Consider the following 18111-nt stretch of genomic DNA (forward strand, 5'->3'; position numbering starts at 1 on the left):
CTCGAACGGCCCGGCGCTGAGAGCGCTCTCAGTTAGACTCCGGAGCATGGCAGAGACGCGCTGGACCCAGCTGGATTTCGCTCGACAACGGCCCTTCGCCAGCTTCCTGCCAGGCATCGCCGGCCCGCTCGGCACTCCGTTGTGGGTCTTCACCGTGAACCGTGGCCAAGCGATCGCCGCCCTGGGGGTCGGGTCGAAGGACAACGCGATCGTCGAGTTCCAGCCCGCCAGCCGGGCGTGGCTCGACACCGAGCGCACCGGCTTCCGAACCTTCGTCCGTCTGGAGCGCGCCGGCGGCGTCCGGCTGCATGAGCCGTTCGGGCCTGCCGATGCCACCACCCTCACCACCGACCTCAACACGCTCGCCCTCACGGCGCGCAACGAAGCGGCCGGCCTCGGCGTCGAGGTGCGCTACTGCCTCGCCACCGGCGAGCCGTACGCGGCGTTGGTGCGGATGCTCACCCTGCGCAACACGGGGCCGGACGCGGTGGCAATCAGCCTGCTCGACGGGCTCGCCCGCGTGCTGCCCTTCGGGGTGACGGACGGGCTCGTCAAGGGGATCGGCCGCACCGTGGAGGCATGGATGACCGTGGACGGAGCCGACGCGGGCGTCCCGTTCTTCCGCCTGCTGGCCAGCACGGGCGACGCCGCAGAGGTGGCCGAGATCAGCGCCGGGCACTATCTGCTCTCGCCGGGCGCAGCCCGCATCCTCGTGGACCCCACCGTCGTCTTCGGTTCCGACACCGGCCTTGGCACCCCACGCGGTTTCGCCGACCTCGGTCCGGATGGCCTGCAGGCCGCCGCCCAGGCCACGCAGGGCCGGACGCCGTGCGCGTTCGCGCTGCACCGCTGCGACCTCGCTCCGGGGGAAGAACGCACCTTCGTCGCCCTCGTCGGGCACGCGCGCGACCACGACGAAGTGGTCGAACTCCACGACGGGCTCGGCAGCCCCGACCAGGCCGCCGCGTGGGCGCGCGCCCAGTGGGCGGCCGCCGAGAGGCTCGGGGTCTCCCTCACCGACCCCGTCGCCAGCACCACGGCCAACCCCGCCTTCGACGCCTACGCCCGGCAGACCTACCTCGACAACGTGCTCCGCGGCGGCGAACCCATCGAGATGGGCGGCCGGGTGCTGCACCTGTACGGCCGCAAGCACGGCGACCTCGAGCGCGACTACAACGCCTTCTCGCTGCCACCCACGCCGCTCAGCGAGGGCAACGCGAACTACCGCGACCTCAACCAGAATCGCCGCAGCGACGTGCTCTTCCACCCGTGGGTGGGCGCCACCAACGTGCTCGACTTCCTCGGCGCCCTCGGCCTGGACGGGTACAACCCGCTCGTCCTGCTCGGCCGGCGATTCCGGCTGGACGCCGCCGCCCGCCTCGAGCTCGGAGCCCTCACCAGCGGCTGGCGGTGGTTCACCTGGCCCGAGGAGTTCGTGCCCGGCGCGCTGCTCGTGGCCCTGGAGGAGGCGGGCCAGGACCCGGCCCCCGTCGACCTGCTGGCCGCGGCGCTGGACCGGGCCGAACCCGTCTTCGCCACGGAGTTCGCCGAGGGCTACTGGGCCGACCACTGGATCTACAACCTCGACCAGCTGGAAGCCTACCGGGCGGTCTTCCCCGACCGCTGGGCCGCCCTGCTGGCGACGCCGGTGGGGTACGCGGCGGCGTCCGGGAGGATCCCGGGCCGCGACGAGCGGTACGTCCTGACGCCGCGCGGCGTACGGCAGTACGCGCAGGTGACTCCACGGGCGGTCGAACCGCCGGACGTCCACGTGAGCGTGTTCGCCAAGCTGCTGGGGCTGGCGGCGATCAAAGCGGCGACGCTGGACCCGGCGGGTATCGGTCTGGAGATGGAGGGCGGCAAGCCGGGGTGGTACGACGCCCTGAACGGGCTGCCGGGCCTGCTCGGATCGTCGCTGGGCGAGGTGCGCCAGCTGCGACGTCTGCTGCGGCTGCTCGCCGCGGCCGTTGCGGCCGGGGACGTGACGTCGGCGGTCGTCCCGGTCGAAGTGGCCGACCTGATCGCCGGTGTGGTCGCTGCGGCCCTGGCGTGGGCGGATGGCGACGTCGACCGGCGCGACCTCTCCGCGTGGGTCGAGCTCGGCTCGCTCCGGGACGGCTTCCGCGCCCGGACCGCCGCCGGGGTGAGCGGCGAGACGGTGGAGCTGACGGCGTCGGAGCTGGGGGAGGTGCTCGGGATCCTGGGCCGCCGCATCGACGCGGCGGTCGAGGCGAGTGCGCACTACCCGGTGGGCACCATGTACCTGCGGTTCGACGTGACCGCGTGGGACGAGATCGGCACGACCGACACGGCTGGTCGGCCGTACGTGCGGCCACGGGCCTTCGCGCCGGTGGCGCTCCCGGTGTTCCTGGAGGGGGCGGTGCACGCGCTGGTGGACTCCCCGGAGCGGGCTGCGGAGATCCACGCAGAGGTGTGCGCGGGCGAGTTGTACGACGAGGCACTGCGGATGTTCCGGGTGAACGCGTCGCTGCAGGACCAGACACACGAGATCGGCCGGGCGCGCGCGTTCGCCCCGGGCTGGCTCGAGAACGCGTCGATCTGGTTGCACATGGAGTACAAGTACCTGCTCGGGCTGCTCCGGGCCGGTGAGTTCGCGGCCTTCCACGCCGCGTTCGCCGACGCCGCCCCCTACCGGCAGGAGGCCGCCCGCTACGGTCGCAGCCCGCTGGAGAACGTGAGCTTCCTGGTGTCGTCCGCGCACCCGGACCCGCGCCTGCATGGCGCCGGCTACGTGGCGCGGCTGTCGGGGGCGACGGCGGAGTTCTGCTCGATGTGGCACCTGCTCATGGCGGGGCCGACGCCGTTCGTGGTCGAGAACGGTGAACTCGTCTGCCGGCTGCGGCCGGCGCTGCCGGGGGCGTGGTTCGACGCGAACGGCGAGGTGACGTTCACGTTCGTGGGTGCCGTGCCGGTCGTGGTCGCCAACCCGCGGCGGGTGGACACCTGGACGGCCGAACCGGCGGCCGTGGCGGTCGTCGTGGACGGCGAGGAGGTGCTCGTCGGCGGGGGCGACCTGCGCGGTGATCTCGCGCACGCCGTGCGCGCCGGCCGTGCCGGCGGCGTCCGGCTGTCTTACTGAGCGGACGCCGCCGGCGCGGGTCAGGCGTCCATCATGTTCCCGGCCAGGTACTCGGCGTAGGCGGGCAGGTCGAGCTGGCCCGAGCCCGAGACGCCGATGAGGATGACGGGACTGGTGCCCGCCTCGGCGGCGCGGCGGGCGGCGGCGACCGCACCCGCAATGGCGTGGCAGGACTCCGAGGCGGGGACGATGCCCTCCGCGCGGGCGAAGAGGACGCCGGCGGCGAAGGCGTCCAGCTGCTTGATCGCCATGGCCGACAGCAGGCCCTCGTGGTAGGCGTGGCTGACCAGCGGCGCCATGCCGTGGTAGCGCAGGCCGCCCGCGTGCACCGGGTCGGGCACGAAGTCGTTGCCCAGCGTGTACATCTTCAGGAGGGGAGTCATGCCCGAGGTGTCGCCGAAGTCGTAGCGGTACTCACCTTGCGTGAGCGACGGCGCGGCAGCCGGTTCGCACGCGGTGATGGCGACGTTCGCCCGGCCCTCGATGTTCTCGCGGAGGAACGGGAACGCGATGCCCGCCAGGTTGGAGCCGCCGCCGGCGCAGGCGTACAACTCGTCGGGCAGTTGTTCGCCGAACTTCTCGAGCTGCTTGATCGCCTCGAGCCCGATGATGCTCTGGTGGAGGGTGACGTGGTTGAGCACCGAGCCGAGCGCGTAGGAGGCGCCCGGGTCGCCCGCCGCTGCCTCGACGGCCTCGGAGATGGCCATGCCGAGCGATCCGGGGGTGTCGGGGAAACGCTCGCGGAGGGCGCGACCGGCCTCGGTCTTGTCCGACGGGCTGGGGGTGACCGTGGCGCCGAAGGTCTCCATGAGGACGCGGCGGTACGGCTTGGTCTCGTAGGTGTTGCGGACCTGCCACACGTCGCAGCTCTGCCCGAAGATCTGGGTGGCGAACGCGAGCGCCGACCCCCACTGGCCCGCGCCGGTCTCGGTGGTCAGGCGCATGCGGCCCTCGAGGGCGTTGTAGTACGCCTGCGGGACGGCGGAGTTCGTCTTGTGCGAGCCGACGGGGCTCTCGCCCTCGTACTTGTAGTAGATGCGGGCCGTGGTGCCCAGCGCCTCCTCCAGCCGGCGAGCGCGGTGCAGCGGTGTGGGACGCCACAGCTTGTAGATCTCGCGGACGCGTTCGGGGATCTCGATCCAGCGTTCGGCGGACGCCTCCTGGGCGATGAGCCCCATCGGGAAGAGGGCGGCCAGGTCGTCGGGCTGGAGAGGCTCCTGCGTTCCGGGGTGGAGGGGTGGCGGCGGGGGCGTGGGGAAGTCAGCCACGATGTTGTACCAGTGGGTCGGGATCTCCTCCTCGTCGAGGAACACCTTCGTCGGTTCAGCCATGCGGGGAACTCTAGCGACGGCGTCCGGGAGGTGCGCGCGTTGTCCATCGGCCGGGGCGGTCGGAAACGCCCGGGTCAACCAGCGGCGCCCGCGATCGGCTGGACCCAACCCCCTCCAGGGCGTGACTTGCGAACGCTGTGGACGCGCCCCAGGCGTACGAGCGTCACCCATGATCCCCTGGGGGAGCACTCACGCCGTCTGGGTACAGATACGCCGCGCAGACGCGGCGTTTCTCCACCCAAACGGCGTAAGTCCGGACCGATCCGGCGTTTCTGCGCCCGAGCGGTGTACATGCGCCCAAGCGGCGCGGTTGTGGCCGAGGACAGCAAGCTCGACGACACGCTCAACCCGCGGGTGGGGTTCGACGAGCCCAACCAGCGGGTGGGGTTCGACACGCTCAACCAGCAGTTTCGACCAACGGGATCAGCGGTCGTGCACCGCCCTCGCTCAGGATCCCTTCAAGCGCTTGCGCTGCTTGTGGATCGTCCGCGCCAGAGCACGCGCGTAGATGGCCGTGTTGCTCGGCGGCTCTGCCCGAGGCCGTCCGGACGCCGCCGGTCGCGGCTCCTGGCCGGGGAAGCGGGCCGGGGGCGTCCCGAAGGCGCGGCGCGCCTGTTGCACGACCGCGCGCGCCCGCACCGCCTCCGAACCCGACGCGAGCGCGGCCGACACCCCGCCGTCCACGACCTTCTGCACCAGCAGGCCCACGAGCGCGTTGCCGCCCGCGAGCCGCGTGATCGCCCGCGTGGCTCCCAGTTGGCGGGCCCAGCGGCCACCCTGCGCGCTCAACGCCTCCGACGCCATCGAGGCCCCCTCGTCACCGAGCAGCACGGCGCTGACCAACGCCTTCCGCTCCTCGGGCTCGTCGAGCTCGACGCCGTACAGGTCCGCCAGCGCCAGCAGGTACACGGCCGTGCGGCGCAGCGACGCGAGCGGCTCGCCGGCCTCCGGTGCCGCTGGGCCCACCAGCGGCACGGCCGAGGCGGCCGTGCGGACGCCGGCGTCCATGGCCTGCCCGCGGAGGTACCAGCCGTCGAGCGCCTTGATCGCCTCGGCCGGCCGCCGGTCGCCGCGGCGCACCGTGGCCACCACGTCGCGCACGGCTGCCGCGTCCTCGGTCGCGACGCGGGTGAGGAACGCGTCGAAGTCCTCCGGTCGGTCCACGGTCATGCCTCCCAGCCTCCCAGACGCCGCCGCCTCAGAGCCAGCCGCGGCGTCTGAAGAAGACCGCCAGCGCGATGATCGACGCGACCATCACGCCCAGCACGACGTAATACCCGTACGGCGAAGCCAACTCGGGCATGTTGGCGAAGTTCATGCCGTAGATCGAGCCGAGCGTGGTGGGGACGGCCACCATGGCGACGGCGGCCGAGATGCGCCGCATGTCCTGGTTGTCCTCCAACGAGATCCGGGCGAGCGCTGCCTGCACCATCGCCCCGAGCACCTCGTCGAGCGCCATGGTCGACTCGCGTGCCGCCACGAGGTGATCGGATACCTCCCGGAAGTAGGCGCGTGCATCCTCGGGGACATTGGGCAGGGCCGGGGCGGACTGCAGGCGCTGCAACGGGCCGCTCAGCGGGAACAGGCACCGCTTGAACTCGATCAGTTGCCGCTTGAGGTGATACACCGTGTCCACGTCGGGCCGCACGCCGGGCACGAACACGGCATCCTCGACCTCCTCCACGTCGTCCTCGAACTCATGGACGGTCTCGTTGAAGTCGTCGACCACGTAATCGAGGATCTGGTACAGCACCCGCCACGGACCCTGGGCGAGGTCCTCGGCGTCGGCCTCCAGCCGCCGCCGGATCTTGTTCATGAACGGACGCCCTCCCGCGCGCGAGGTGAGGACGAACCAAGGACCGAGATAGGCCATCACCTCGCCCGTCGACACGATCTCGGCCTCCCCGGTGCGACCCTTCTCCACGTAGTCGACGGTGGACACCACCATGAACAGCGCGTGGTCGAACACCTCGAGCTTCGACCGGGTATGGCCCTGAACGGCGTCCTCGGCGGCCAGTTCGTGCAGCCCGAACAACTCCTGGAAGGTGGCCATCGTCACCTGGTCGGGGTCCTTCAGCCCACACCACACGAAGCCACGCCCCGCCTGCGCCTCAGACGCCGCCGCCAGCAGGTCGGTGCAGAGTTGTGGACGGCCGTCGACGTACCAGTGCCAGCCGACGTGCGGCCGGTCGTGATCCTCGACCGGCAGGGCGAGCCGCCGGCTCATCTCATGCCAGCCGGTGGGGGCGGCCACCACGTTCAGCCCTCGGAGTTCCCCAGCAGGCCCGCCATCCACGCCTCGACCTCGTCCGCCTCGCGCGGCAGCTTGTCGGACAGGATGCGGCAGCCGTCGTCGGTGATCACGATGTCGTCCTCGATCCGGACGCCGATCCCGCGCAACTCCTCCGGCACGAGCAGGTCGGTCGACTTGAAGTAGATGCCTGGCTCGACCGTGATGACCATGCCCGGCCGGAGCGTGCCCTCGCGGTAGAACTCCGCGCGCGCCTGGGCGCAGTCGTGGACGTCGAGGCCGAGGTGGTGCGACGTGCCGTGCAGCATCCAGCGCCGGTGCTGGCCGCCCTCCACCTGGTCGAGCGACTCGTCGACACCGACCGGCAGGATGCCCCACGCGGCCAGGTGCTCGGCCACCACCCGGATCGCCGCCTCGTGGACGGCTTTGAACGTCGCACCCGGGCGGGCGGCGTCCATGCCGGCCTTCTGCGCCGCGAGGACGGCCTCGTACACCTGTCGCTGCGCGGGCGTGAACCGGCCGTTGACGGGCAGCGTTCGGGTGACATCGGCCGTGTACAGCGAGTCGACCTCGACGCCCATGTCCATGAGGATGAGGTCGCCGTCGACGAGGTCGCCGTCGTTGCGGATCCAGTGCAGCGTGTTGGCGTGGTCGCCGGCCGCGCAGATGCTGCCGTAGCCCACGTCGTTGCCGCGGTGCCGGGCGTGCAGGGCGAAGACGCCCTCGCACCAGCGCTCGCCGCGCCCGTTGGCGACAGCCGCCGGGAAGTCGCGCACGACCGCCTCGAAGCCCACCGCGGTGGCGTCGCAGGCCTCCTGCAACTGCTCGATCTCGAAGTCGTCCTTGATGAGGCGCATCTCCGAGAGGAGCGTGGCGAACTCCTCGTCGACGCAGGCGTCGAAGTCGACCTCGTGCGTGCGGCGCAGTTCGTCGAGCAGGGTGGTCAGCCGGTCGTCGACGTCCCGCACGATCCGTGCGGGCACCCGGTCGAGGTCGGCCGACAGGGCGCTCGGCAGATCGGACAGGGCCCGGCACGGCAGGCCTGTCATGGCCTCCATCTCGGCCAGCGACTCCCGCTGGCCCACCCACATCTCGCCGTAGCGGGCGTCGGCGTAGAACTCGGGGTCGGTGCGGGGCGCGCGCGGCTTGAAGTACAGGGTCGCCTCGTGGCCGTCCGGCTCGACGAGCGCGCCCTCCGGATCGGCGGCGTCGGCGTCCGACTCGGTGAACCGCGGGTCGAGCACCAAGACGGCGTCGGGTTCCCGATCGGCGCCGAGCCCCGTGAGGTAGGCGAACGCCGAGTGCGGCCGGAACGGGTAGTCGGTGTCGTTCGAGCGCACCTTGAGGACGCCGGCGGGCACCACCAGACGCTCGCCCGGACACGCCGCACTGAGGGCGTCCCGGCGGTCGGCGGTGTGCTCGGCGGCGGGCAGCCGGGCCGGGAGGTCGGCCGGGTAGGGGGCCCAGTCGGTCGGGATGAACGCGACGAAGGCGTCCGAGAACGGGGTCTGCCGGTTGGGCAGGCGTGGCTGCAGGGTGTCTTTCATGCGTCATCCGATCACTGGCTGGAGTTCGAGTCTATCGGGGGTTGACTGAGGGGAACAGGGCGCCAAGCGGCGCGGGAGGAGGCCGCCGGCGCGGTCAGCTGTTCCACCGCAGCACGGCCCAGGACTCCTTCTCCTTGCCGAGGACGCTCACGTGCCCGGTCTCGAGCGGGAAGCTCTGCCCGAACAGGATGGGGAAGTCGAGCCAGCACAGCGCGAGCACGCGCGAGGCATGTCCGTGCCCGAAACAGATGGCCTGATCGACGCCCGAGGCCCGGACGCGGTGCACGACCCGGGTGAGCCGGGCGCGCACCTGGTCGGCGGTCTCGCCACCGGGTGCGCCGTTGAACCACAGGCGCCAGCCGGGGTGCTGCTCGGCGCGAATCTGGCGGCTCGTGAGCCCCTCGAAGTCGCCGTAGTCCCACTCGGCGAGGTCGTCGGTGACCTCGGGGGTGAAACCGGCGAGCTCGGCCGTCCGCCGGGCACGCAGGCGCGGGCTGGAGAGCACGAGCCCGAAAGCGCTCGGGTCGAGTCGTTCCCGCAGGGCGAGTGCCTGGGCGGCGCCGCCTTCGGTGAGGTCCAGGTCCGTGCGGGACGTGTGCCGCCCGTCGCGGCTCCACTCCGTCTCCCCGTGGCGCACGAGGTACAGGATCGTCATGGACCCATGGTCCCGCAGCCGGCGCGGTATCGTGCGGACACTGGCCCACGAGGAGGGAACCCATGAAGGCTGCGGCCGACTACCAGCGACGCCTGCTCGACCTCCAGGCGGTCGACACCGCGCTGGCGCAGGTCGAGCACCGCCGCAGGACGCTGCCGGAGACCGCGACCGCGCAGCGGCTCCACGCCGAGCGCGGCCGCCTCGCCGAGCGCGTCGTCGAGGCCGAGACGCGCGTGGCCGATCTGCAGGCCGACGCAGACCGCGCCGAGGCCGACATCGTGCCCGTCAAGGCGCGCCGCGAACGCAACCAGAAGCGGGTGGACGCCGGCGAGATCGGCGACCCCAAGGCGCTCTCGGCGATGCTGGAGGAGATCAGCCACCTCGGCCGTCGCATCGGTGACCTGGAAGACGCCGAACTCGAGGCGATGGAGGCCCTGGAGGGAGCGCAGGCCGGCTTGGCCGACGCGACCGCCGCGAAGGAACGCATCGAAACCGAACTGCGTGGCGTTCTCGTGGAGCGCAAGGCGAAGCTCGCGACCTTGGACGCCGAGGCCGCGACCCGCGCGGCCGAGCGTTCCGTGATCGCGGGCGCGCTGCCCGCCGACCTGCTCTCCCTCTACGAGAAGGTGGCCGAGAAGTCGGGCGGCGTCGGGGCGGCGCTCCTGCGCCGCGGCCGCTGCACCGGCTGCCAGCTGGAGGCCACGGCGGCCGACCTGGTGCGTTATCGCGCTGCCGCCGCCGACGAGGTGCTGCGCTGCGAGGAGTGCAACCGCATCCTCGTCCGGACCGCCGAGTCGGGCCTCTGACATGCCGCAACGGCGCATCTCGACGCCGCAGGGCGTGCCGGGGCCTATCCGGGAGGGCTTCGCGCGGCTCAAGGAGTCCGTGGGCGTGCCGGAGTGGTTCCCGGAGGCCGTCCTGGCCGAGGCCGAACGGGCGGCGTCCGAGGTGCGCCTGCCCGAGCGTGACCTGACCGACATCGGCTTCGTCACTATCGACCCGCCGAGTTCGACCGACCTCGACCAGGCGCTGTTCATCGAACGCTCCGGCGACGGCTACCGCGTGCTCTACGCCATCGCCGACCTGATGAGCTTCGTGGTCCCCGGCGGGGCCCTCGACGCCGAAGCGCACGCGCGCGGCGTCACCTTGTATGCGCCGCACGAGCGGACGCCGCTGCACCCCGACGTCCTCGCCGAGGGCGCTGCGAGCCTGTTGCCCGGGCAGGTGCGACCCGCGCTCGTGTGGGAGCACACTGTGGACGCCGCCGGTGCGGTCACGGGGTCCACAGTGGCGCGGGCTCGGGTGAAGAGCCGCGCGAAGCTCGACTACGCGGGCGTGCAGGCCGACCTGGACGCCGGAACGGCCGACGAGGTGCTCGTCCTGCTGCGCGAGGTGGGGCAGTTGCGGCTCGCGCTCGAGGTGGAACGGGGGGCCGTGAGCCTGCGCGTCCCGAGCCAGGAGGTGTCGGCGACCGGCCCGCGGCGCTGGGAGCTCTCTTACCGGGCCGGTCTGCCCGTCGAGGACTGGAACGCCGAGATCTCGCTCATGACCGGCATGGCGGCGGCCCAGATCATGCTGGACGCCGGCATCGGCATCCTGCGCACCCTGCCGCCCGCCGAGCAGTGGTCGATCGACCGGCTGCGGCGGGTGGCGAAGGGGTTGCGGATCCGCTGGCCGGGGAGCGTGACCTACCCGGAGTTCATCAGGTCCCTCGACCCGGCCGATCCGCGGCACGCAGCGATGCTGAACGCCTCCTCGACGCTGTTCCGGGGGGCGGGGTACGCCGCGTTCGAGGGCGAGCCGCCCGAGCAGCCGCTGCACGGCGCGATGATGGCACCCTACGCGCACTGCACGGCGCCCCTGCGGCGGCTCGTGGACCGCTACGTGAGCCAGATCTGTCTGTCGGTGTGCGCGGGCGAAGAGGTGCCCGACTGGGTGCGTGCCGAGCTGCACACCCTGCCCGAGACGATGGCGGAGGCGCTGCGGCGTTCGAACGCCTACGAGCGGGGGATCGTCGGGCTCGTCGAGGCGCTGGTGCTCTCCGGACGCCGCGACGAGACCTTCGACGCGACCGTCATCGGCTGGGACGAGCGCCGTGACGCCGGCGAGGCGCAGCTGGAGGAGCCGGCCGTCCAGGCGCCGCTCGTGGGCGACGGCGTCCAACTGGGCTCGGAGGTGCGGGCTGTCCTGACCGAGGTGGACCTCCTCGAGGGACGGGTCCAGTTCCGCGTGGCGTAGACTGGGCCCTCGGACGAGCCGGCCGGGTGACCGCGGCCCTTCGGGGCTGAGGAAAGTCCGGACTCCACAGGGCAGGGTGGTGGGTAACGCCCACCCGGGGTGACCCGCGGGACAGTGCCACAGAGAACAGACCGCCCCTCTTCCGAGAGGGGTAAGGGTGAAACGGTGGGGTAAGAGCCCACCGCGTCGCTGGTGACAGCGGCGGCACGGCAAACCCCACCCGGAGCAAGGCCAAGAAGGGCTTCGGCCCGCGGACGCCGCCTGAGCGCTGCCCGCGCGAGGCGTCCGGGTAGGCTGCACGGCCCGCACGGGCCGGAGGCCGCCGGCAACGGCGGTCACAGATGGATGGTCACCCGCGACAGAATCCGGCTTATAGGCCGGCTCGTCCCTCCGTCCGACCTCCCTGCGGCGCGGAGGGGTGGAGTTCCTCGCTCGCGGCGTCGATCGCGGCCAGGAGGGCCGCCATGACGGACGCAGCGGCGTCCAGGTCGGCGTCGTCGAAGCGGGCGAGTGCCGCGGCGACCGCGTCCTGCAACGGGCCGAAGGCGTGACGGCCGGTCTCCATGGCCGAGTCGGTCACGGCGACGACCACCTTGCGGCGATCGTCGGGGTGCCGCAGGCGCCGGACGTGGCCGACCGACTCCAGCCGGTCCAACAAGGCGGTGACGGCCGAGGGGGACAGGCCGAGGCGCTCACCGAGTTCGCCCGCCGACAGGTGCGGCTGCACGTCGGGGGCCTGGCTGAGCAGGCTGAGCGCGTTGAGATCGCTCCGGGGCAGGCCGACACCCACCCGGGCCCGCGCGGCATAGATGCCTGCCGACGTGGACAGGGCGCGGACGAGCTGGGTGACGCGGAGGACGCGGTCGGCATGCGGCGAGTTCACGAGCCCAGTTTGGCGCGCCGCGGCGGCCGGTCGGCGAACCGGCTCGGCCACCACGAGGCCCGCCCGAGGTCGAACGCGAGCCCGGAGACGAGCAGGGCGCGCACGACGAACGTGTCCAGCAGGACACCGAACGCCACCATGAACGCGATCTGGGCCATGAACACCAGCGGGATGACGAACAGCGCGGCGAACGTGGCCGCCAGCACGAGCCCGGCGCTGGTGATGACGCCGCCGGTGACGGCCAGGCCGCGCAGGACCGCCGGCCGCGCCCCGGCCCGCGGCACCTCCTCCCGCACGCGGGTCATCAGGAAGATCGTGTAGTCGATGCCGAGGGCGATGAGGAACACGAACGCGTAGATGGGTGTCGACGGGTCCGAGTTGGGGAAGCGGAACAGGTGATTGAACACCAGCGCCGAGACGCCGATCGCCGCGAGGAAGCTGAGGACATTCGCCAGCATCAGCACCACGGGCGCGACGAGCGCACGCAGCAGCACCACCAAGACGAGGAACACCACCAGGACGATCGCCGGCAGCACCACCCGCACGTCGTGTTCGTTGGCGAGGCGCGTGTCCAGCGCTTGGGCCGGCAGGCCGCCGACGTGCAGGGCGGCGTCCACGTCGTGCACCGCCGAGCGGACCTCCGCGACGGCGTCCTGCGCTGCGATGCTCTGACCCTCGGCGTCGAGGGTGACGTTGACGAGCACGCGCCCGTCGACGACCTGCGGCGCCGGCTGGCCCTGGCCGGGTGGGCCCGCCGGGGCCTCGGTCTGGACGACGGCGGTGGCGACGGCGTCCAGGCCGGAGAGGGCGTCCACGACGCGCGGGGCGTCGGCCTCGTCGACCACGACCGTGACGGGCGTCGACGCACCGGCGGGGAAGTGGTCGGTCAGGACGCGTTCGCCGGCGACGCTCGGCACGTCGACCCGGAACACCTCGTTGTTCCCCAGCCCGGCGGCGCGGAACTGCGGCGCGACCGAGGCCAGCCCGATGAGGAGCAGGGTCGCGACGATCCACACCGGGCGGGCCCGGCGCCCGACGAACCGGGCGACCGTCGTCCACAGTCCGCCCCGATGCTCGGGCGCCGCCACGTCGACGCGGTCGACCACCTGCGGGATGCGTGGCCAGAAGATGCGGCGTCCGGCCAGCAGCAACACCGCGGGCAGGAACGTGAGGGCGGCCAGCAGGGCGGCGACGATGCCGACCGCGGAGATCGGTCCGAGGGAGCGGGTGCTGGCCAGGTCGGAGAGCAGCAGGCACAACAGCCCGGCGATCACCGTCGCGGCGCTGGCGCTCACCGGCTCGACCGTGCCGCGCCACGTGCGCTTCATCGCCGCCCAGGTGGAGTGCTCGTGGGTGAGCTCCTCGCGATAGCGGGCCACGATGAGGAGGGCGTAGTCGGTGGCGGCGCCGACGACGAGGATGCTCAGGATGCCCTGGCTCTGCCCCGAGATCGACAGCAGACCGCGGCTGGCCAACTCGTACACCACGACGCCGGCCGCGGCGAGGCCGAACACCGAAGCGAGCAGCACGGCGAACGGCAGGAACGGGCTGCGGTAGACGAGCACGAGGATCACGAACACGACCACGAGGGCCACCAGCAGCAGGACGCCGTCGATGCCGGCGAACGCGGTGGCGAAGTCGGCGACGTAGGCGGCCGGTCCGGTGAGCGAGGCCGTGAAGCCGTCGCCACCGAGTTCGGACGCCGCGTGTGCGCCCAGGGCGTCGATCACGGTGCGGAGGACGGTGGACTCGCCCACCTTCTCGCGCACCTCGTCGGAGGCGAGCGCGATCGGGACCAGGACCGCCTCGCCGTCGTCGGAGGGGATGAGGGCGGCAGGCTCCGTGGTCACGACGTCGCTCATGGTGAGGCCGTCGCCGAGGTCGACGGCGGGCAGGCCCTGAACGAAGGCGCCGAGCGCGGCGAACTGATCCGGGCCGACGCCGTCGGCGCGGGTGAGGACGAGGAAGAGGGGCAGGCTGTCGGCGTCGGCGAACGCTGCGGCCTCCGCGCGGGCGATGCTCGACTCCGCTTCCGGCGGCAGGAAGGCGGTGGAGTCGTTCTCCTGAAGACCGGAGAGCTGGCCGATCCGGGGGCCGCCCACACCGGCCAGGCCGAGCCACGCCACGACGAGCCCGAGGGCGAGGACGCGCACCCAGGCGGGCAGGGTGGCGCGTCCGGGGCGGGAGGGAGCCAAGCGGCGCATCGGCGTCCAATCTTTCGATGATCGAAACAACTCTGTCGAGGCTACGGGCATGGCGGCACCCGCGCAAGGGGCAGCGTCAGCCGAGCGCAGGCGCCGGGTTGCGCTCGAGACGTCCGGACGCCGCCGCACAGCCGGCCGCGGCCAGAACGCAGATGATCCCCGAGATCTGGAGGGCTGCGGGGGCACCCCAGGTGTCGGTGATCCAGCCTGTGACCAGGGAGCCGAGCGGCGTCGTCCCCATCATGAGGACGAAGTAGAGGCTCATGACCCGGCCGCGGAGGGCAGGGTCGGCCTCGATCTGGACGGTGGCGTTCGCCATCGCGTTGAACGACACGGCGAACAGGCCGGTGACGACGAGCACGGCCATGAACGCCCACAGCGGTGCCATCAGGCCGAGCAGGATCATCACGGCGCCGAACAGGCCCGCCGTGGCCTGGACGCGCAGCGGGGAGACCGCCTCGTGCCGGGCCGCGATGAGGGCGCCGAACACCGAGCCGACCGCCATCATCGAGTTGAGAATGCCGTAGAGCGCCGAGTCGCCGGTGAAGATGTGGCCGGTGTAGGCGGTCAGGATGATCGGGAAGTTGTAGCCGAAGGTGCCGATGAACAGCACCAGGACGAGGGTCACCATGATGCGCGGGTGCTCCCGCACGTAGGACAGGCCCTCGCGCAGGGCCCCGGGACCGCGGCGCCCCCGCGGAGCCTTCTCGAACGTGGCCGGGTCCATGAGGAGCAGGGCGGCGAGCATCGCGACGAAGCTGAGTGCGTTGACCGCGAACGCCCAGCCCGCGCCCACGGCCGCGACGAGGACGCCGGCGATCGCCGGCCCGGTGAGGCGGGCCAGGTTGAAGTTGCCCGAGTTGAGGGCGACCGCGTTCGGCAACAGCTTGGGCGGCACCATGAGGCCCACGAAGCTCTGGCGGGCCGGGTTGTCGAGCGTGGTGATGATGCCGAGCGCGAGGGCGACCATATAGATCGCCTCGGCGGTGATCGTCCCGGTGAACGTGAACGCCGCCAAGGCGATGGCGCAGAGCATCTGCCCCACCTGGGTGGCGAGGAGAATTCGGCGCTGGGGGTAGCGGTCGGCCAGGACGCCGCCGTACAGGCCGAGCAGCAGCATCGGCCCGAACTGCAGGGCGGTCGTGATGCCCACGGCCAGGCCGGACCCGGTGAGGGAGAACACGAGCCAGTCCTGGGCGATGCGCTGCATCCAGGTGCCGTTGTTGCTGATGGCCGCGCCGGTGAAGTAGAGGCGGTAGTTGCGGATGGCGAGGGACGCGAACGTGGGGGTGCGTTCGCTGTGCTTTCGCTGGGGGAGCTTCACTGCGCCTCCCCGAGGTGCTGCAGGGCCGGGATGGCGGCGGCCAGCGCGGCCAGGTCGGCTTCGTCCAGCGTGGCGAGCCGGTCGCGGAGCCAGACCGAGCGCGCATCGATCGTCGTGGCGATGTGCTGCCGGCCGCCGTCGGTCAGCTGGACGAGGACCGAGCGGCCGTCGTCGGGATGGGCCTCGCGGGTGACGTATCCGGCGTCGGCGAGGGCGTCCACGATGCGCGTCATCGAGGGCGGCTTGACGTGTTCGGCCGTTGCCAGGGCACGGATCGTCTGCGGTCCCTCGTGACGCAGTAAGCCGAGGACCGCGAGCGAGGTCGCCGAGAGGGTGTTCGCCCCCGATCCTTCGTTGCGTAGCCGCCGGGCGAGCCGGTTGATCGCGACGCGGAGGGCGTCCGCCTGGGTCTGGTCCACGAGGCATCAGTGTAGAAGATTAGTTAGGCTAAGTAAATATGAGGGCGTCGGGTTGGCACCCGTGCCGTGCCGCCGGGGGCTGCCGGGTGGGGGAAGGCGGCACAGACGCCGGTTGGGTGCACAGACGCCGCGCAGACCCGGCGTTTCTGAGCCTAAGCGGCGTCAGGTCCGGGCCGAACCGGCGTCTCTGCGTCCAACCGGCGTCGATGCGCCCGGGCGGCGTGTGTGCGCTCGGCGAGCGGAATCAGGCGGGCGGCAGGGTGAGCACCTCGGCGCCGTCGGTGGTGACGACGAGGGTGTGCTCCCACTGGGCGCAGCGGGAGCCGTCGTTGGTGACCACGGTCCAGTCGTCGTCCCAGACGTGGCTGCTCGGGTTGCCTAGCGTCAGCATCGGTTCGATGGTGAACGTCATGCCCGGTTCCATGACGTCGGTGTAGGTGTTGTTGTCGTAGTGCAGGATCACGAGCCCCGAGTGGAACGCCGAGTGGACGCCGTGGCCCGTGTACTCGCGCACCACGCCGTAGCCGAATCGCTTCGCGTAACTCTCGATGACCCGGCCGATCACGTTGGTCTGCCGGCCGGGCTTGACCGCTTTGATGGCCCTCTCGAGCGCGGTCTTCGTGCGCTCCATCAGAAGCCGGCTGTCCTCGGCCAGCTCTCCGCAGGCGAACGTGCCGCAGTTGTCGCCGTGGACGCCGTTCTTGTACGCGGTCACGTCGATCTTCACCAGATCGCCGTCCTCCAACGGGCGGGCGTCCGGGATGCCGTGGCAGATGACCTCGTTGACGCTCGTGCAGATCGACTTCGGGAACCCCCGATACCCCAGGGCGCTCGGATAGGCGCCGTGGTCGAGCATGTAGGCGTGGGCGACGGCGTCCAGTTCGTCGGTCGTGACGCCCGGGGCGATGGCTCGGGCCGCTTCGTACATGGCGCCGGCGGCGATCCGGGAGCTCTCGCGCATGAGTTCGATGGTCTCCGCCGTCTGGATGTGGGAGCCCGTGTAGCGCTCGGGCGCGGGGCGATCCACGTAGTGGGGGCGCTCGATGGACGCCGGGACGGCCAAGCGCGGGCTGATCGGATGGGGCTTGATGGCGGTCACCCGCCGATCATAGTGTGGGCGGCGTCCGAGCCCGGTCGAGGAGGAGCGATGACCGAAGGTCAGTGGTACTGGTGCCTGGTCCACCACCGCGTGGAGCCCTACGACGGCTGCCCGGCCGACGACCGCCTCGGCCCGTACGTCACGCAGCAGGACGCCGCCGGCGCGCTCGATCGCGCCCGGGAGCGCAACGAGGCATGGGACACCGACCCGCGGTTCAACGACCCCGAGGACGAGCAGGACGACGAGGGCGGCTCCGCCTTCGACGCGTTCCGCGGCTGAAACAGCGCCGCGGCCGGGGGCGGCGTCCGGACCTCCTGGCCCGTAACACCACCGTAACGTGGACGCGGGCAGACTGGGCGCCATGGACAAGCAGACCGATTTCGTCCTGCGCACGATGGAAGAGCGGGACGTCAGGTTCGTCCGGCTGTGGTTCACCGACGTGCTCGGGTTCCTCAAGTCGGTCGCGATCGCGCCCGCCGAACTGGAGGGTGCCCTGAGCGAGGGCATCGGCTTCGACGGCTCGGCCATCCAGGGGTTCGCGCGCGTCTACGAGTCAGACATGGTGGCGCACCCGGACCCCGCCACCTTCCAGATGCTGCCCTGGCGCGGCATGACCGGCGGCACCGCCCGCATGTTCTGCGACATCGCGCTGCCCGACGGATCCCCGTCGTTCTCGGACCCTCGGCAGGTTCTCAAGCGGGCCATGAAGAAGGCCGCGGACATGGGCTTCACCTTCTACGTGCACCCCGAGATCGAGTTCTACCTGTTCAAGCAGCCGATCGTGCCGGGCGTCGAGCCGACGCCCGTCGACACCTCCGGGTACTTCGACCACACGACCGCCACGGCGGGCACGGACTTCCGCCGGTCGGCCATCACCATGCTCGAGCAGATGGGTATCTCGGTCGAGTTCAGCCACCACGAGGGCGGCCCCGGCCAGCAGGAGATCGATCTGCGGTACGCCGACGCGCTCACCATGGCCGACAACATCATGACGTTTCGCGTCGTGGTGAAGGAGGTCGCCGTGATGCAGGACCTCTTCGCCTCCTTCATGCCCAAGCCG

14 protein-coding genes, 1 other RNA gene and 1 pseudogene are annotated in these 18111 nt (G+C 71.7%); 6 read left to right on the top strand and 10 right to left on the bottom strand.

Annotated features, from left to right (window positions below):
- Window positions 1-46 precede the first annotated feature (46 nt).
- Window positions 47-3100, top strand: coding sequence for a hypothetical protein (locus tag Q1K57_RS11200; protein ID WP_300082491.1), 3054 nt, complete (start codon window positions 47-49; stop codon window positions 3098-3100).
- Window positions 3101-3120: 20 nt separating this feature from the next.
- On the opposite strand, the gene Q1K57_RS11205 is transcribed toward Q1K57_RS11200, so the two are convergent.
- From Q1K57_RS11205 to Q1K57_RS11225, 5 genes are all read right to left on the bottom strand, one after another.
- Window positions 3121-4431: a TrpB-like pyridoxal phosphate-dependent enzyme gene (locus tag Q1K57_RS11205; protein WP_300082494.1), complete on the bottom strand. Its 1311-nt coding sequence runs from the start codon at window positions 4429-4431 to the stop codon at window positions 3121-3123.
- 447 nt (window positions 4432-4878) lie between these two features.
- The gene (locus Q1K57_RS11210) at window positions 4879-5601 is read right to left on the bottom strand and encodes a hypothetical protein (protein ID WP_300082497.1); all 723 of its coding nucleotides are present in this window, start codon (window positions 5599-5601) and stop codon (window positions 4879-4881) included.
- A 28-nt stretch (window positions 5602-5629) separates the two neighbouring features.
- Window positions 5630-6685, bottom strand: coding sequence for a magnesium and cobalt transport protein CorA (locus Q1K57_RS11215; RefSeq protein WP_300082500.1), 1056 nt, complete (start codon window positions 6683-6685; stop codon window positions 5630-5632).
- 5 nt (window positions 6686-6690) lie between these two features.
- Window positions 6691-8229: an aminopeptidase P family protein gene (locus Q1K57_RS11220; RefSeq protein WP_300082503.1), complete on the bottom strand. Its 1539-nt coding sequence runs from the start codon at window positions 8227-8229 to the stop codon at window positions 6691-6693.
- A 94-nt stretch (window positions 8230-8323) separates the two neighbouring features.
- A complete protein-coding gene (locus tag Q1K57_RS11225; protein ID WP_300082506.1) occupies window positions 8324-8884 on the bottom strand; it encodes a histidine phosphatase family protein in 561 nt (186 codons plus the stop codon).
- A gap of 62 nt (window positions 8885-8946) precedes the next feature.
- Between Q1K57_RS11225 and Q1K57_RS11230 the strand changes: the two genes are divergently transcribed.
- The 3 genes from Q1K57_RS11230 to rnpB all read left to right on the top strand — a co-directional run bounded on the left by Q1K57_RS11230 (window position 8947) and on the right by rnpB (window position 11511).
- Window positions 8947-9690 carry a C4-type zinc ribbon domain-containing protein gene (locus tag Q1K57_RS11230; RefSeq protein ID WP_300082510.1) on the top strand — a complete coding sequence of 248 codons (744 nt, stop codon included), beginning with the start codon at window positions 8947-8949 and terminating at the stop codon, window positions 9688-9690.
- Between the two features lies 1 nt (window position 9691).
- Window positions 9692-11122, top strand: a complete 1431-nt coding sequence (locus Q1K57_RS11235) for an RNB domain-containing ribonuclease (protein WP_300082513.1) — start codon at window positions 9692-9694, stop codon at window positions 11120-11122.
- 14 nt (window positions 11123-11136) lie between these two features.
- Window positions 11137-11511: RNase P RNA component class A (rnpB, locus tag Q1K57_RS11240), an RNA gene on the top strand.
- Between the two features lie 212 nt (window positions 11512-11723).
- Here rnpB and Q1K57_RS15775 read toward each other — a convergent pair.
- The 5 genes and pseudogenes from Q1K57_RS15775 to map form a co-directional block, all read right to left on the bottom strand.
- A pseudogene (locus Q1K57_RS15775) lies at window positions 11724-12059 on the bottom strand (MarR family transcriptional regulator); the annotation flags it as partial.
- Window positions 12002-14209, bottom strand: coding sequence for an MMPL family transporter (locus Q1K57_RS11245; RefSeq protein ID WP_300082516.1), 2208 nt, complete (start codon window positions 14207-14209; stop codon window positions 12002-12004). The pseudogene Q1K57_RS15775 and the gene Q1K57_RS11245, both read right to left, overlap by 58 nt.
- Before the next feature lie 76 nt (window positions 14210-14285).
- A complete protein-coding gene (locus Q1K57_RS11250; RefSeq protein WP_300082519.1) occupies window positions 14286-15533 on the bottom strand; it encodes an MFS transporter in 1248 nt (415 codons plus the stop codon).
- The gene (locus Q1K57_RS11255; RefSeq protein WP_300082522.1) at window positions 15530-15952 is read right to left on the bottom strand and encodes a MarR family transcriptional regulator; all 423 of its coding nucleotides are present in this window, start codon (window positions 15950-15952) and stop codon (window positions 15530-15532) included. Before Q1K57_RS11255 ends, Q1K57_RS11250 begins: the two co-directional genes overlap by 4 nt.
- A 244-nt stretch (window positions 15953-16196) precedes the next feature.
- The gene (gene map / locus Q1K57_RS11260) at window positions 16197-17051 is read right to left on the bottom strand and encodes a type I methionyl aminopeptidase (protein WP_300082525.1); all 855 of its coding nucleotides are present in this window, start codon (window positions 17049-17051) and stop codon (window positions 16197-16199) included.
- A gap of 48 nt (window positions 17052-17099) precedes the next feature.
- Here map and Q1K57_RS11265 point away from each other — a divergent pair, with 48 nt between their 5' ends.
- On the top strand, window positions 17100-17330 hold the full coding sequence (locus Q1K57_RS11265) for a hypothetical protein (RefSeq protein ID WP_300082528.1): 231 nt from the start codon (window positions 17100-17102) through the stop codon (window positions 17328-17330).
- Between the two features lie 82 nt (window positions 17331-17412).
- The coding region (locus Q1K57_RS11270) for a glutamine synthetase family protein (protein ID WP_300082531.1) at window positions 17413-18111 on the top strand (699 nt) is incomplete at its 3' end.

The sequence above is a fragment of the Propioniciclava sp. genome (assembly GCF_029977985.1).
GTDB lineage: Bacteria > Actinomycetota > Actinomycetes > Propionibacteriales > Propionibacteriaceae > Propioniciclava.

Bases quoted from the DNA above. Each gene is read 5' to 3' on its own strand.
- Q1K57_RS11200 (WP_300082491.1), top strand. From the start codon at position 47: ATGGCAGAGACGCGCTGGACCCAGCTGGATTTCGCTCGACAACGGCCC.
- Q1K57_RS11205 (WP_300082494.1), bottom strand. From the start codon at position 4,431: ATGGCTGAACCGACGAAGGTGTTCCTCGACGAGGAGGAGATCCCGACC.
- Q1K57_RS11210 (WP_300082497.1), bottom strand. From the start codon at position 5,601: ATGACCGTGGACCGACCGGAGGACTTCGACGCGTTCCTCACCCGCGTC.
- Q1K57_RS11220 (WP_300082503.1), bottom strand. From the start codon at position 8,229: ATGAAAGACACCCTGCAGCCACGCCTGCCCAACCGGCAGACCCCGTTC.
- Q1K57_RS11225 (WP_300082506.1), bottom strand. From the start codon at position 8,884: ATGACGATCCTGTACCTCGTGCGCCACGGGGAGACGGAGTGGAGCCGC.
- Q1K57_RS11230 (WP_300082510.1), top strand. From the start codon at position 8,947: ATGAAGGCTGCGGCCGACTACCAGCGACGCCTGCTCGACCTCCAGGCG.
- Q1K57_RS11235 (WP_300082513.1), top strand. From the start codon at position 9,692: ATGCCGCAACGGCGCATCTCGACGCCGCAGGGCGTGCCGGGGCCTATC.
- Q1K57_RS11245 (WP_300082516.1), bottom strand. From the start codon at position 14,209: ATGCGCCGCTTGGCTCCCTCCCGCCCCGGACGCGCCACCCTGCCCGCC.
- Q1K57_RS11265 (WP_300082528.1), top strand. From the start codon at position 17,100: ATGACCGAAGGTCAGTGGTACTGGTGCCTGGTCCACCACCGCGTGGAG.